This is a genomic window from uncultured Amaricoccus sp., assembly GCF_937858865.1.
GTDB lineage: Bacteria > Pseudomonadota > Alphaproteobacteria > Rhodobacterales > Rhodobacteraceae > Amaricoccus.
Window position 1 is genome coordinate 1 of the sequence record NZ_CALLYO010000224.1, and the last position, 14,534, is coordinate 14,534.

A 14,534-nucleotide genomic window follows, 5' to 3' on the forward strand; every position below is an offset into this window, starting at 1 on the left:
CGTCAAGGAAATTTTAACCCGACGAATTTCTTTGAAATCATGATGTTAAGTATAGTTTCGCGCGCGAAATCGCCCGTGGCGGCGCGTCACGCACCTCCCCGCACATCGTGCAGGAGAGCGCCACGAACAGCACCATGATCGGGCTGAGCAGGTAGCCGCCGGTGAACTGGAAGACCAGGAAGACCGCGATGCGCAGCCCCACCCGGTCCCGCCCCCATATCGCGGCGACGAAGAGCGCCAGCCAGGCCGCCGCCGTCGGCAGCCCGTACTCGTAGGTGAGCTTCACCAGCGGCCAGGCATTGCCGAAGTCGGCCGTGATCTGCCCCGCCCCGTGACCCGCCACCCAGCCGCCCGCATCGCCGACGATCCGGTAGAAGGAGGCGAGCGGCAGCACCAGCCGGTCGTACCCGCTCGACCCCGGGCTCGCCAGCTCCGCGAGCCGCCCCACCGCCGCCATCTGCCCGCCCCCGACGACCGGCAGCGCCAGCGCCACCAGCCCGGCCCCCGCGACGACCGCCGCCGGCGACCGCCTGAGCTCCCAGCAGAGCGCGACGGCCGCCATGAGAATCCCCGTCACCCCGCTGCAGAGCAGCAGCGCCGCAAGAAAGAGCGCCGCCAGCGGCCATCGCCGGAGCCAGAGCGCCTCGTTGAAGAAGGCGAGCGCCAGGAAGGCCGAGCAGAAGGAGGGCTCGAGGAAGAAGACCCCGTTCGGCCGGTCCCAGGTCCGCCAGGCCTCCGAGCTCGACTGATAGACGTACCCCGGCAGCAGCAGCCGCTGCGGAAAGAGCCCGTCGAGCCCCAGCCCGCTCCCCGGCCCGGCCCGCAGCTGCCACCCGTACTGCGCGAAGACCAGCAGCGCCGGCACCAGCATCAGCGCCGAGAACCCCCGCCAGATCGCCGCCCGCTCCGCGGCCCCCGTCTCCAGCCGCACCGTATAGACGAGATAAAGCGCCAGCAGATACGCAAGGCTCGCGGCCGACACCGCCCCCGCCGCCAGCGCCTGCGCCAGCGCCGCCGAGGCCCCCATCACGGCGAAGAGGACCAGCCGCGTCCGCGAGAAGGTGAGCCGCCGCGTCGCCGCCAGGGCCGCCAGCGCCCCCGCGGTGGCGACGAGCGGCAGGCTGATCGCCATCCCCCCCACCGGCACCGCCAGCCGCTGCAGATAGACGAGCGCGAAGAGCTGGAACACCACCGCCCCGCGCGTCACCTTCGCCCCTTCCGCCGCGCCGCCGCGACCAGCACCTCCTCGAACCGATCCGCCACCCGCCCGACGTCATAGGCCCGCTCGGCATACCGCCGCCCGCGCGCCCCCATCTCCGCCCGCCCGGCCGCATCGCCGAGCAGCGCGCACCCCGCCGCCGCGAACCCCGCCGCATCCCCCGGCTCGACCACCACGCCCGCCGCCTCCGCCCGCACCACCCGCGCCGCGAGGTTCCCCGCCGGCGCGGCGAGCAGCACCGGCCGCCCGGCGCAGAGATAGGACTGCACCTTCGACGGCACCGAGAACTCCCCCGCGTCCGGCTCGATCACCGCCACGGCCACGTCCGCCGCCGCCAGCACCTCGCGCAGCCGCCCGACCGGCTGCAGCGGCAGCAGCCGCAGGTTCTCCGCCCCCGCCGCCGCCAGCCGCTCCATCCCGCTCCCCTGCCCCACCACGACCACCCGCGCCCGCCCGCGCACCGCCGCCGCGAGCCCCAGCAGAAGCGAGGGATCGTGCTTCATCCCGAGCGTCCCGGAATAGACGAAGTTGAACCCCTCCCGGAGCCCGAACTCCCTGGCAAAGCCGTTGTCCCGCGGCCCCGGCCAGATCTCGTCGAGCGCCCCCCAGTTCTCGATCGTCGCGACCGGCGCCCGCGCCCAGCCCTCGGCCAGCGGCCGGAAGTCTTCAGTGATCACCACGACCCCGTCGCTCGCCCCGAACTGCCACCGCTCCATCGCCCGATAGGCCGCCCCCACAACCGCCCCGAGCGGCCCGAGCCGCCGCCCGAGCAGCCGCACCACCGCCAGGCTGTAGAAATCCTGCACCCAGAGCACGAAGGCCGCCCCCGCCGCCCGGCACCCGCGGATCACCCCCGCCTGCGCCGCCGTCGGCGTGTTGCCCGAGATGACGACGTCCGGCCGGAACCCCGCCACCGCCCGCGCCGCTGCCCGCCCATAGGCCACGTCCGCCCACTGCCGCGCCACGATCGCCCCCTTGTCATAGGCCCGCCCGATCGAAATCGGCAGGAAGCGCACCGGATCCGCCGCCCCGCGCGGCGCGAGCGCCCCCTTCGGCCCCGGATCCCCGGCGAAATAGGCGTGCACGACCACATGCCCGCGCGCCGCCAGCGCCCGGCTCAACCCGACTTGGAACGGGTGGCCGGCATAGTCGTGGACCATCACCCTCAAGACTAAATTAATCCTTGTGCGGTCTCAGGAAGCGGCAGGCTCCCGCGCAAGACAGCTTTCCGGACAACACGCTTAACAAACCGCAAATGAACAGCCGCTTCCCCGCGCCGGAGCTCACCCGCCCCTCGTCGCCCTCTCCCGACGGCGACCTCATCGACCTCCGCCGCCTCTTCGCCATCGCCCGCCGGCAGTTCGCGACGTTCGCCGCCTGCACGCTCGTCGGATCCGGGCTCGGCTTCGCCTGGCTGGCCGCCGCGACGCCGCTCTACACCGCGACCGCGACGCTCTTCGTCAATCCGCTGGCCGGCGCCCCGCTGACCGGCGCCCTCGCGCCGGTGGTCGCGGTCGGCCTCATCGAGAGCGAGACCGGCATCCTGCTCTCGGAGAAGATCGCGAGCGACGCCTTCACCGCCATCGACCCGGCCTCGCTCGCCGCCCCGCCCTCGCCGCTCGCCCGGCTGAAGCGACTCCTCCGCCCGGCGCTCGCCAGCCCCGAGGCCCGCCGCCAGGCGGCGCTCGACGACATGCGCGCCCGCTTCGAGGTCGCGCACCCGGACACCGCCTTCCTCCTCCAGCTCTCCTTCACCTCGCCCTCGCCCGAGCATGCCGCGGCGATTCTCGACGCCTTCGTCGCCGCCTACCTCGCCGACCGCGCCGAGCGCCGCCGCGCCACGGCCGAAGCCCAGGTCGCGGCCATCAAAGCCCAGATCGCGGAGCTCGAGGCAGAGCTCGCCGCCGCCGCCCGCACGGCCGACGCGCCCTATTCGGCCGACCCGCGCCGCCTCGGCGAGCAGGCGGACGCGCGCCGCCGCGCCGCCGCCTATTCGGCCGCGATCGGCGAGCTTCTCGCCCGCGGGCAGCAAGCCCGGGCCCTCCCGGCGAGCGGCGACGACCAGGTCCGGGTGGTCAGCCCGCCGCGGGTCCCGGTCTTCGACAGCTCGCCCAACGCCGCCCGCACGCTCCTTCTCTCGACCCTCGCAGGCGCCCTCGCCGGCGTCGCCCTCGGCCTCGTCCGCGAAGGAGCCGAGCGTGGCTTCCGCAGCGCCGGCCAGGTGCGCCGCGAGCTCGGCGTCCCCTGCCTCGCGCTCCTGCCCCGCGGCGAGGACCCGGGCGGCGGCGAGGCGCTCTGCGCCGTCAAGCTCGCGATCGACCAGGCGACCGGCACCTCCCGCCCGCGCCTCGTCGGCTTCGCGCCGGCCGCCGCCGGCGATGGCGCCACCACCGTCGCGCACGCCTTCGCCGGCCTCCTCGCCGCCGGCGGCGCCAGCGCGCTGCTCCTCGACGCCGACCTGAGAACCGCCGGCCTCACCCGCGCCCTCGGCCTCGACGACACCCCCGGCTTCGCCGACATGCTCGACGGCCGCAGCATCGCCCCGCTGCCGACCCCCGCCGGCCTGCCCCTCCTTCCCGCCGGCTCCGACCGGTCGGCCGCGGCCGCGATCGCCCTCGGGGCGGCGGAGGCCGGCGAGGCCCTCGCCCGCGCCGCCGCCCCCTTCGACCTCGTCGTGGTCGACCTGCCGCCCCTCGCCGACTTCGTCGACGCCCGGGCGATGGCGCGGCACCTCGACGCCATCGTCATCGTGGCGCGCTGGCGGCGCACCGAGCGCCGGCGCCTGCGCACCCTCCTCGCGGCCGACCGCGACCTCCGCCGCCGGCTCGTCGGCGTCATCCTCACCTGCGCCGTCCCGACCTCGGTCGATCGCTTCGACGACGACGTCCCGCTGTACGCGCTCGCATGACCCCCGGCCGCGCCGCGCCGCTCGACGCCCGCCGCACCCGCCCGCTCGAGGGCGGCCCGAGCTTCCCGCTCCGCCACCGCCTCTTCCGCGCCGCCTGGACCCTCGCCTGGACCCTCCTCGCCCGCTGGACGCCGCCGCCCTTCCACCCCTGGCGCCGCCTCCTCCTCCGCGCCTTCGGCGCCCGGCTCGCGCCGACCGCCCGCGTCTACGCCAGCGCCCGCATCTGGTATCCGCCGAACCTCGCCATGGGCCCGCACAGCTCGCTCGGGCCGCACGCCACCTGCTACGCCATGGACCGGGTGACGATCGGCGCCTATGCCACCGTCTCCCAGGGCGCCCAGCTCTGCGGCGGCACCCACAACGTCGACGCCCGCCACTTCCAGCTCCTGACGCGGCCGATCGCGATCGGCGACCACGCCTGGATCGCCGCCGACGCCTTCGTCGGCCCCGGCGTCACCGTCGGCGAAGGCGCCGTCCTCGGCGCCCGCGCCGTCGCCTTCCGCGACCTCGCGCCCTGGACGATCCACGTCGGCAACCCCGCCCGGCTGCTGCGCACCCGCGGCCGCGACGAATGATCCCGCGCGCGCTCCTCCTCCTCGCGCTGCTCGCGGCCCCGGCCGCCGCCGAGGACTACCGCCTGCAGCAGGGCGACGTCCTCGAGCTCGTGGTCCTCGCCCCGCCGATGCGCGAGCAGCTCCCGGTCGACCTCGACGGCAAGGTCACCCTGCCCGTCGCCGGCCCGATCGCCGCCGCGGGCCGCACCCTCGCCGAGCTGACCGCCGAGGCCCGCGATCGCCTCGCCGCGGCGACCCTGCCGCCGACCGCCCCCGGCGAGACGCTGCCCACGCGGATCTGGCCCGGCGGCGTCTCCCTCGCCCTCGCCGGCTACCGCCCGGTCTACGTCGGCGGCGAGGTCCGCGCCGCCGGCGCCTTCCCCTTCGTCCCCGGCCTCACCGCCCGCCGCGCCGTCGCCCTCGCCGGCGGCCGCATGCCGGACGCCGCCCTGCGCCGGCTCGAGCTCGAGGGAAGGCTCGCCGAGCTCGAGGCCCAGCGCGCGGCCGCCGCCGACCGCCTCGCCCGCCTGCGCCAGGAGCTCGACCCCGAGACGACGGGAGCGCTGCCGCACCCCGAGCGGGCGATCCTCGACCACCGGCGCGCCCAGGACGAGGCCGCCACGACCCACTTCGCCACCGCCATCCGGCACACCCGCGACCAGATCGCCGAGCTAGCCTCGCAGCTCGCCACCGAGACCGAGGGCATGGTCGCCGACCGGGCCGACTTCGAGCAGATCGAAGACATGCGCGAAGCCGGCACGGCGACGGCGCTCCGGCTCAGCGACGCCCGCCGCGCGCTCCTCTTCTCGACCACCCGCCAGCTCCAGACGGCAACCGAGCTCGCGCGCACCACGCGCGAGCTCGGCTCGCTCCGCTACGAGGAGCTGCGGCGCACCCTCGACCTCCGCCTCGCCGCCCTGACCGACGCCGCCGACCAGGCCCGTCTCCTCGCCGGTCTCGACGCCCGGATCGCCGCCACCCGGCGCCAGCTCGCCTGGCTCGGCGCCCCGGACGCCCCGGCGCCGATCTCGATCACGCGGAGCGACGGCTCGACCCTCGCCCTCGCCGCCGGCGACGACGTGCCCCTCCGCCCCGGCGACCTGGTGACGGTCGACCTCCCCTCCGCGCCGGCGATCGACTGAACCGCCGGTCAGACCGGCACCTCGGCCTGACGATGCCGTTGCCGAGGTCGTCACCGAAGACGGTGAGGACACCGGCCGAGAAGGTGGCGGTGATGGCCATCGGAAGGAGCCCCTCGGTTGATCGGACTCGGCAAAGGCTCGCGCAGCCTTGTCGCCGCGCGCCTCCCGAGCTGTTTCAACCGTCGCCCGCCCGAGCCCCTCAGGCCGCCATCCGCTCCCGGCTCACCTGCTCGGCGATCCACCAGTAGGTCCGCTCGAGCCCCTGCCGGAGCGGCATGGCCGGCTTCCAGCCGAGCTGCTCGCCGATCAGCCGGTTGTCCGAGTTCCGCCCCCGCACCCCCTGCGGCCCCGGCACATGCCGCTTGACCAGCGACTTCCCCGCGATCGCGCAGACGAGATCGACCAGCCCGTCGATCGTCACCATCTCCTCCGAGCCGATGTTCACCGGCCCGGCGAAGTCGGACCGCGCCAGGCGGACCGTCCCCTCCACGCATTCGTCGACGTAGAGGAAGGAGCGCGTCTGGCTGCCGTCGCCCCAGATCTCGATCTCGCCCGGGTCGGCCGCCATCGCCACCTTGCGACAGATGGCCGCCGGCGCCTTCTCCCGCCCGCCGCGCCAGGTCCCCTCCGGCCCGAAGACGTTGTGATAGCGCGCCACCCGGTTCTCCATCCCGTGGTTGCGGTTGAAGGCGAGATAGAGCCGCTCCGAGAAGAGCTTCTCCCAGCCGTACTCGCTGTCCGGCGCCGCCGGATAGGCCGAGTCCTCGCTGCACACCGGATCGTCCGGATCCTCCTGGTTGTAGGCCGGATAGATGCAGGCCGAGGAGGAATAGACCACCCCGCGCACGCCCCGCTCCCGGCAGGCCTCGACCATGTTGAGATTGATCGTCGCCGAATTGTGCATGATGTCCGCGTCATGCGCGCCGGTGAAGACGTAACCCGCCCCGCCCATGTCGGCGGCGAGCTGATAGACCTCGTCGAAGCGGCAATCGACCACCGCCCGGCAGAAGCCCCGGTCGCGCAGGTCGCCGAGCACGAAGTCGTCCGCCTCGCTCTCGGCGAACTCCGGACGCTTCAGGTCCACCCCGCGCACCCAGAGCCCGTCGCGGCGCAGCCGCTTGACCAGATGGCTGCCGATGAAGCCGCCCGCTCCGCAGACCAGCGCCCGTCGCGTCATTCCTTCCTCCTCGCCGCCGCCTCGAGGCGCGCCAGCGCACCGAGAAAAACCGCCGTATCCGCCGCGCGCGCCGCCGCCGGGCAACGCGCGCTCATCCGCCGCCACTCGGGCTCGGAGCCCATGCGCTCCATCGCCGCGATCCATCCCTCGCCGTTCTCCGGATCGACGACGAAGCCGTTGACGAAATCCTCGACCAGCACCGTCGCCCCGCAGGCCGGCGACAGGATCACCGGCACCCCGCAGGCCAGCGCCTCCGTCACCACGATGCCGAACTGCTCCTCCACGCTCGGCAGCAGCAGCGCCAGCGCGCCGCCGAGCACCGCCGGCATCTCCGCCGCGCTGCGATAGCCCTCGAGGCTCACGTGGCGCGAGAGGAGCTCCGAGGCCGCGATCCGCGCCGCCACCTGCCCCTCGAGCCCGCCGTATCCCACCAGCCGCAGCCGCCGCGGCGCCGCGGCCCGCCGCAGGTAGCCCTCGTAGAGATCGAGGAGCCGCATGTGGTTCTTCTTCGGTACGAAGCGCGCCACCGCGAGGAAGTAGCGCTCGCCGAAGGCCGCCGCCGCGAAGGCCTCCCGCGCCCCCGCCGCCACCCGGCCGGTGTCGATCGCGCAGGCATAGAGCTCGACCCGCCGCCGGCCGAGGAAGCGCGCATAGTCCGCCGCCCGCGGCGTCGCGGCGAGGATCCCCTGATACGGCAACAGAAAGAGCGCCTTCAGCGCCTCCCGCGCCACCCGCCGCCCGTAGTCGTCGAACTTCGAGTCGTTCATCGACAGGACCAGCGTGCCGCGCGCCCGCAGCAGCACCGCCAGCCCCAGCAGCACCGGATCCTGATAGCCGTAGACGAGCGCCACATCGGGCCGGAAGCGCAGCGCCGCGCCCCAGAAGCGCAGCGCCGCCCGCGCCCAGCCGACGCCTGTGTCGCGCGCCGGCCCGACCTCGCGCATCTCGAACCGCGCCGGCACCGGGAGATCCCAGATATAATCCCTGTCCCTCGGCCAGACGAGGCCGAGCACCCGCCGCCCCGACCCGGCCAGGCCGCTGCAGCGGTCATGATCGGGGACCCCGAGCGCCCGGCAGGCGTAGAGGACGCGCTGCGGCGCCTCGGCGGCGAACTCGATCGACAGGGCACTCATCGGCAGGACCGCATCTCGGGACCCGCCATCCATGCGCCGGCGGAAGTTGACGGAACCCTAACGCAGCACCCGCGCCGTCAGCCCCGCCCGCCGCAGCGCCAGCGCGAAGCCCGCCGCCAGCGCCGCCTCGGTCGCCACCGCCGCCCAGGCCGCCCCCACCGCCCCGCCGCCGGCGATGGCGAGCGCCGCGAGCGGCAGCCCGAGGAGCGCGACGACGATCTGGCTCGCCGCATAGGCCCCGCCCCGCCCCTCCGCCAGCAGCGTGTTCGCCCCGAGGATCGCGGTCAGCCCGGTCAGGAACGGCAGCAGGCAGAGCACGCGCAGCGCCGCCACCGCCTGCGGCAGCTCCCCGCCCCCCAGCGCCGCGACGAGCGGCCCCGCCGCCGCGAAGACCAGCGCCCCGCCGCCCGCCGCGGCGACCAGCACGAGAAGGCTCGCCGGCCCGCGGAACCCGCTCTCCCGCCCGCCGCCTTCGACGATGGCGAGAAAGAGCGCCTGGGTGACCGGCGCGACGAGCCCCACCATCAGCACCCGCACCCGGTCGGCCAGCGCATAGCCGGCCACCTCCGCCGGCGCCGCCAGCGCCGCGAGGATCAGTACCGTCAGCTCGCGCCCCCCGCCCGCCGCCAGGATCGCCCCGAACTGCCCGATGTCCTCGCGCAGGATCCGCACCGGCCCCCGCGCCCCGAAGCGCCCCGGCCGGCACCCGACCAGCGCGAAGCACCCCGCCATCGTCACCGCCTGCGCCACCGCCGAAGCCGCCAGCAGCCAGGCCAGATCGCCCGCCGCGCCGGCCACGACCACCGCCAGCCACCCCAGCCGGCTCGCCGCCGACAGCAGCGCGAACGCCCCGAGCCGCCCGAGGCTGTAGACGAGCCAGCGCGGCGTCAGCGCCAGCGCCGCGGCATGGGCGAGCGCCAGCACCCCGTCCGCCCCGGTCCCCGCCACGGCGAGGAAGGCAACGGAGGCCGGCAGCATCAGCCCCGCCTTCAGCAGCAGCGAGTCGCCGAGCAGCCCCCCGAGCCGCCCCTCGGCCAGCGCCGCCCGCGCCCGGATCGGCCCGGTGACGTTGAACGAGAAGTCGGCGAAGACGACGAAGAACCCGATGCAGGCCATCAGCACCGCGTAGCGCGAGAAGCCCTCGACCCCGAGCCCGCCCAGGATGAACGGCACCGCCGCCAGCGGCACGAGAAAGTTCACCGCCTGGATCGCCGCGATCCAGGCCGCGCTCCGCGCCACCCCGAGGAGCCGCGGCGAGATCACCCGGCTCCGCCCCGCGCCAGCGCCAGATACCCGCGATAGACCGCCGGCACATGCAGCAGCCGGAAGACCGCCCGCCCCGCCGCCCCCGGCGGCCGCCCGATCCCCTGCCCCCCGATCGCCGCGAGCCACCCCGCACCGACCGCCGGCCGCTCAACGGGCCCTCCCGCGAGCGCCGCCTCGTAGATGCCGAGCGCCCGCCGGCTGACCGCCTCGACCCCGAACCGCCCGCTCACCCAGTCCGCCCCGCCCAGCCGCACCCGCTCGCGCAGCCCCGCATCCGCCATCAGCGCCGTCATCGCCTCGGGCACCGCGTCCGGGCGCAGCGCCACCAGCCCGCCGACCCCGTGCCCGACCACCTCGAGCTGGCTGTTGTCCTTCAGCGGCGTGCTCAGCGTCACCACCGGCACCCCGCAGAGCATCGCCTCGCAGAGCACCATCCCGAAGCTCTCGCCGATCCGCGACAGATGCAGGAACCCGTCCATCGCCGTCAGCAGCTCCGATAGCCGCCGGTCGCACCCGGTCACCGGCAGCGACACGACCCGCTCCCGCACCCCCGCCGGCAGCCGCCCCACGCCCTCCGCGATCTCCCCCGGCGCCCCGACCAGCAGCAGCCCCGCATCGAACCCCCGCCCCACCACCGCGGCAAAGGCCCCGAGCACCGCCGGCGACCATTTCGCCGCATGCGGCTGCCCGACCCGCCCGAAGAGGAACCGTCCCGGCGGCACCCCGAGCCGCGCCCTGACTTCCGCCCGCTCCGCCTCCGGCACCCGCGCGATCGCCGCGCCGTCGACCGGATTGGGCAGCACCGCCATCGCCTTCCCGCGCGCCGCGGCCCCGCCCCAGGCGCTCCACTTCCAGGCGCACCACCGGCTCAACAGGCAATGGACGTCGATCAGCGCCCCGCCCTCCCCGGCATCGAACCGCGCGAAGACGTTGGTCTCGACCACCCGCGCCGCCGGCCGCTTCAGCACCCGCAGCAGCGCCGTCTCCCGCGCGTTGGCATAGCCTGACCGATGGATGTGCACGACGTCCGCCCCCCACCCGGCCGCCGCCACCTCCTCCCCGGGCCCGAACACGCCGACCCCCGCCGCCCGGTACGCCGCCTCCCGCCGCCCCCGCTCGGCATGGGCGAGAACCGCGACCTCCACCCCGAGCGCCTTCAGCCCGAGCGACAGGTTCTGCGCCGCCCGCTCGGTCCCGCCCACTCCCATGCCGGCCACGACGGTCAGAATGCGCAAGCGCCCGTCCCTCCTTCGCCGCCGATCAGAGGCGAGGAACGGTTAAGAAAGTGCAGACGGTCGCCCGCAGCCGCCCTCGTTCATCTCGGCGCACGGCCAGAGCCGCCGCCGAGAGCGTGGGGCGTAGCGGCGGCTCACGACGGCGCCGCCGCCCGCATGAGGCGTGGAATTGCCCCTCGCGACCGCATTTCGCGAGGTCGGCCGCCGAGCCGACCGACCTCCGTTGCCAGCCAGCCCGTGGTCAGGCCTCGGCCATCTTCGCGCCGAAGTAGTCGTTGGTGACCTTGACCACCACCGGCGACAGCATCACCAGCGAAATGAGGTTCGGGAAGGCCATGAAGGCGTTCAGCGTGTCGGCGACCAGCCACACGAAGTCGAGCTGGGTGATGGCGCCGATCATCACGAACAGCGTCCAGAGCAGGCGGTAGGGCTTCTCGACCGCGGTGCCCGCCAGATACTCCCAGCATTTCTCACCGTAGTAGGCCCAGCCGAGGATGGTGGTGTAGGCGAAGACCGCCAGCGCCGCCGCCAGAAAGTAGGCGCCGAAACCCGGCAGCGCCGTCTCGAAGGCGCTCGAGGAGAGCGCCGCGCCCGACACGCCGCTCGACCAGACGCCGCTCACCATGATGACGAGGCCGGTCATCGTGCAGACGATGATCGTGTCGATGAAGGTGCCCATCATGCCGATCAGGCCCGACTGCGCCGCGTTCTTCGACTGGCCGGCCGCCTGGGCGATGCCGGCGGTGCCGAGCCCGGCCTCGTTGGAGAAGATGCCGCGGGCCACGCCGTAGCGCATGGCGAGCATGATCGTCGCGCCGGCGAAGCCGCCGGTCGCCGCGACGGGGCTGAAGGCGTGGTGGAAGACCAGGCCGAGCGCCGCCGGGATCTGGCCGAGGTTCAGGAGCAGCACCAGGAGCGCCACGACGATGTAGGCAATGCACATGAAGGGCACGAGCTTCTCGGCCACCGCGCCGATCCGCTTGATGCCGCCGAGCAGCACGAAGCCGGTGAGCAGGGTGAGGACGACGCCGGTCAGCCAGGTCGGCACGCCGAAGCCCGCCTCGACCACGGCGGCGATCGAGTTCGACTGCACCATGTTGCCGATGCCGAAGCCCGCGAGCCCGCCGAAGAGCGCGAAGGCCGCGCCGAGCCAGCGCCAGTGCTTCCCGAGCCCGTTCTTGATCGCGTACATCGGCCCTCCGACGTGCTCGCCCCGGTCGTCGACCTCGCGGTAGTGCACCGCGAGCAGCACCTCGGAATACTTGGTCGCCATGCCGACGAGCGCGGTCATCCACATCCAGAAGAGCGCGCCGGGGCCGCCGAGCGCGATCGCCGTGGCGACGCCGGCGATGTTGCCGGTGCCGACGGTGGCGGCGAGCGCGGTCATCAGCGCGGCGTAGGGGCTGATCTCGCCCTCGGCGTCCGCGTCCGGCTTGCGGCCCTTCCAGACCATCCGGAAGCCGGTGGGGATGCGCAGGATCGGCATGAGCTTGAGCCGGAGCTGCAGGAAGAAGCCGGTGCCGAGGATCAGCACCAGCATCGGCGGCCCCCAGACGAAGCCGTTGATCGCCGAGAAGAACCCGGTGAGCGTTTCCATCCTTCGTTCCCTTCTTGGTTGTGATAATTTTTGGTTGTAGTGGGCTGGCGCAGCACGCGCGCCAAAAAAGCAAGGGCCGGCGCAGAGCGCCGGCCCCCGGGGTGAGACGAACTCAGGCCGCCGCGGCGACCGGAAGCCGGACCTCCGTCCGGCGCGGCGCCAGTTCGCCGGCGACTCGCTCGGCGACGAGGCGCGCCGTGGCGGCCGACAGGGTCCAGCCGAGGTGGCCGTGGCCGGTGTTGTAGAAGACGCCCGGCCGCTTGCCGCGGCCGACCCGCGGCAGCATCGACGGCGTCATCGGCCGCAGCCCCGCCCAAGGCGTCGCATGCTCGGTCGAGACGCCGGGGAAATGCTTCTCGCACCATTCGACCAGCGGCCGGATGCGGTCGGCGCGGATGTCGCGGTTGGCGCCGTTGAACTCGGCGGTGCCGGCGATGCGGAAGCGGTCCTTGCCGAAGCGGCTGGCGACGATCTTCGCCCGGTCGTCGAGCAGGCTGATCCAGGGCGCCGCCGCCTGGCTCGCAGCATCGGCGAGCTGCACGGTGATCGAATAGCCCTTGACCGGATAGATGTTCACCCGGTCGCCCAGCATCGCCGCGAAGGCGCGGCTGCGGATGCCGGCCGAGACGACGACGCCGTCGAACCGCTCCTCGCGGCCGCCGCTGACGATGCGCACCCCGTCCCGCGCCTCGAGGCCGTCGACCTCGGTGCCGAAGCGGAGGCTCGCGCCGCGGCGGGCACAGGCGGCAGCGAGGCCGGTGGTGAACTTGTGGATGTCGCCCGAGCTGTCGGAGGGCGTAAGGAAGCCGCCGACGAAGTCGCCGCAGAGCGCCGGCTCGACCTCGCGCATCTCGCCCGGGCTGAGCTCCCGCCGCTCGAGGCCGCCCGCGGCCAGCAGGCCGTTCACCATGCGGGCATGCGCCAGATCCTTGCCGTTCGAGTAGAAGTGCAGGATGCCGCGCCGCTCGAGGTCGAAGTCGATGCCCTCGCGCGCGGCCATCTCGAAGAGGACGGCGCGGGCGGCGATGGCGAGGCGCACCGTCTCGACGGTGTTGGCCCGGTAGCGCGGGATGTTCGAGAGGAACTCGGCCATCCAGCGCATCTTGTGCAGCGTCGGCGCCGGGTTGACGAGCAGCGGCGCATCGGCCGACAGCATCCACTTCAGCCCCTTGAGCACCGTCCCCCACTGGGTCCAGGTCTCGGCGTTCGAGGCGGAGAGCTGGCCGCCGTTGGCGAAGCTCGTCTCCATCGCGGCATAGCGATGGCGGTCGAAGACGGTCACCTCGAACCCGCGGTCGAGGAGCTCGTAGGCAGTCGTCAGGCCGGTCACGCCGGCGCCGATTACGGCAATCTGGGTCATGGTCACACTCCGAAGCCATGGCGGCTCAAGCGAGCCGCATGCCCCCTCCGTGACTGGGACCTGAGAGTTTCGCCCCCGTCGTCGGGGTGGGGGCTTGCTCCTTCGGTGGGCCTTTCGGGCCGCTTTCCGGAGTGTGGAGGCCTTGCCGGTCCTTGGACCTGAGAGTTTCCGGGGCGGTTGCTCCTTCGGCGACGGGTCACCCCGCCTTCTCCCGGCAGTGCCTTGGTCAGGCGCACTTACCTGAACCGCGAGATTCGCGCAAGCATATCCGTACCCGGCACATCCGGTAATCGGCCGGGGGGCCTCAGGTGCCCGGCGGCGCCTACGTCCGCGCGTAGAGCCAGAGCGTCACCGGCGCCAGCGCCGCGGTCAGCGCCGCCGGAAAGACCAGCGCCAGCCCCACCTGCCCGACCGTGGCGCCCCCGCCCATCAGCCCCCGGATCGCCGTCGTCATCCAGCTGACCGGATTCGCCTCGACGAAGGCCCGCAGCCACCCCGGCATCGTCGCCGGATCGACCATGATGTTCGAGGCGAAGACCAGCGGAAAGAGCAGTGTGAACCCGAGCGTCATCACCGTCGTCGGCGTGCGGATCAGCAGCCCGAGCACGATGAAGATCCACCCCATCCCGAACCCCACCGCCAGGAGCAGCAGGAACCCCGCCACCACGCCCGCGACGCCCGCCTCCGGCCGATACCCGAGTCCCAGCCCGATCCCGAGGATGATGAGCCCCGCGATCAGATGCCGCAGCACGTCCCCCACCATCAGCCCGGCGAAGGGCGCGAGCGGCCAGATCGGCAGCGTCCGGAACCGGTCGAAGAGCCCCTTCCCCAGGTCCGTCGACAGCCCCATCCCGGAATAGACCGCATTGAAGCAGACCGTCTGCACCAGGATCCCCGGCAGGAAGAACTGCAGATACTCCCGCGGCGACCCGGCCAGCGCCCC

At 73.8% G+C, this 14,534-nt stretch carries 12 protein-coding genes and 1 riboswitch; of the genes, 3 read left to right on the forward strand and 9 right to left on the reverse strand.

The genetic code is table 11. The annotated features are described in order from the left end of the window. Positions 1–37 precede the first annotated feature (37 nt). Together Q0112_RS05980 and Q0112_RS05985 are read right to left on the reverse strand one after the other, a co-directional pair. Positions 38–1,207, reverse strand: a complete 1,170-nt coding sequence (locus Q0112_RS05980; protein WP_297972734.1) for a hypothetical protein — start codon at positions 1,205–1,207, stop codon at positions 38–40. Then, positions 1,204–2,379 carry a glycosyltransferase gene (locus Q0112_RS05985; protein WP_297972745.1) on the reverse strand — a complete coding sequence of 392 codons (1,176 nt, stop codon included), beginning with the start codon at positions 2,377–2,379 and terminating at the stop codon, positions 1,204–1,206. Before Q0112_RS05985 ends, Q0112_RS05980 begins: the two co-directional genes overlap by 4 nt. Positions 2,380–2,474: 95 nt before the next feature. Between Q0112_RS05985 and Q0112_RS05990 the strand changes: the two genes are divergently transcribed. Genes Q0112_RS05990 through Q0112_RS06000 form a run of 3 tightly spaced genes read left to right on the forward strand, consistent with a single transcriptional unit; the run spans position 2,475 to position 5,823 of the window. Beyond that, positions 2,475–4,127 carry a Wzz/FepE/Etk N-terminal domain-containing protein gene (locus Q0112_RS05990; RefSeq protein ID WP_297972735.1) on the forward strand — a complete coding sequence of 551 codons (1,653 nt, stop codon included), beginning with the start codon at positions 2,475–2,477 and terminating at the stop codon, positions 4,125–4,127. Next, positions 4,124–4,702 carry a colanic acid biosynthesis acetyltransferase WcaF gene (locus Q0112_RS05995; RefSeq protein WP_297972736.1) on the forward strand — a complete coding sequence of 193 codons (579 nt, stop codon included), beginning with the start codon at positions 4,124–4,126 and terminating at the stop codon, positions 4,700–4,702. Before Q0112_RS05990 ends, Q0112_RS05995 begins: the two co-directional genes overlap by 4 nt. Further along, the gene (locus Q0112_RS06000) at positions 4,699–5,823 is read left to right on the forward strand and encodes a polysaccharide biosynthesis/export family protein (RefSeq protein ID WP_297972737.1); all 1,125 of its coding nucleotides are present in this window, start codon (positions 4,699–4,701) and stop codon (positions 5,821–5,823) included. The genes Q0112_RS05995 and Q0112_RS06000 overlap by 4 nt, the downstream gene beginning before the upstream one ends. Positions 5,824–6,022: 199 nt before the next feature. On the opposite strand, the gene Q0112_RS06005 is transcribed toward Q0112_RS06000, so the two are convergent. The 7 genes from Q0112_RS06005 to Q0112_RS06035 form a co-directional block, all read right to left on the reverse strand. Further along, a complete protein-coding gene (locus tag Q0112_RS06005; protein WP_297972738.1) occupies positions 6,023–7,000 on the reverse strand; it encodes an NAD-dependent epimerase/dehydratase family protein in 978 nt (325 codons plus the stop codon). Beyond that, entirely contained in the window at positions 6,997–8,133 is a 1,137-nt protein-coding gene (locus Q0112_RS06010) for a glycosyltransferase (RefSeq protein ID WP_297972739.1), read from the reverse strand. Before Q0112_RS06010 ends, Q0112_RS06005 begins: the two co-directional genes overlap by 4 nt. 57 nt (positions 8,134–8,190) lie before the next feature. Next, positions 8,191–9,396: a hypothetical protein gene (locus Q0112_RS06015; protein WP_297972740.1), complete on the reverse strand. Its 1,206-nt coding sequence runs from the start codon at positions 9,394–9,396 to the stop codon at positions 8,191–8,193. Further along, positions 9,393–10,634 carry a glycosyltransferase family 4 protein gene (locus Q0112_RS06020; RefSeq protein WP_297972741.1) on the reverse strand — a complete coding sequence of 414 codons (1,242 nt, stop codon included), beginning with the start codon at positions 10,632–10,634 and terminating at the stop codon, positions 9,393–9,395. The genes Q0112_RS06015 and Q0112_RS06020 overlap by 4 nt, the downstream gene beginning before the upstream one ends. 241 nt (positions 10,635–10,875) lie before the next feature. Next, positions 10,876–12,231 carry a sodium:alanine symporter family protein gene (locus tag Q0112_RS06025; protein ID WP_297972742.1) on the reverse strand — a complete coding sequence of 452 codons (1,356 nt, stop codon included), beginning with the start codon at positions 12,229–12,231 and terminating at the stop codon, positions 10,876–10,878. A gap of 112 nt (positions 12,232–12,343) precedes the next feature. Next, positions 12,344–13,591: a D-amino acid dehydrogenase gene (locus tag Q0112_RS06030; protein ID WP_297972743.1), complete on the reverse strand. Its 1,248-nt coding sequence runs from the start codon at positions 13,589–13,591 to the stop codon at positions 12,344–12,346. A gap of 136 nt (positions 13,592–13,727) precedes the next feature. After that, positions 13,728–13,815, reverse strand: a riboswitch (glycine riboswitch). Between the two features lie 98 nt (positions 13,816–13,913). After that, a partial coding sequence (locus Q0112_RS06035) for an ABC transporter permease (RefSeq protein ID WP_297972744.1) occupies positions 13,914–14,534 on the reverse strand: 621 nt, incomplete at its 5' end.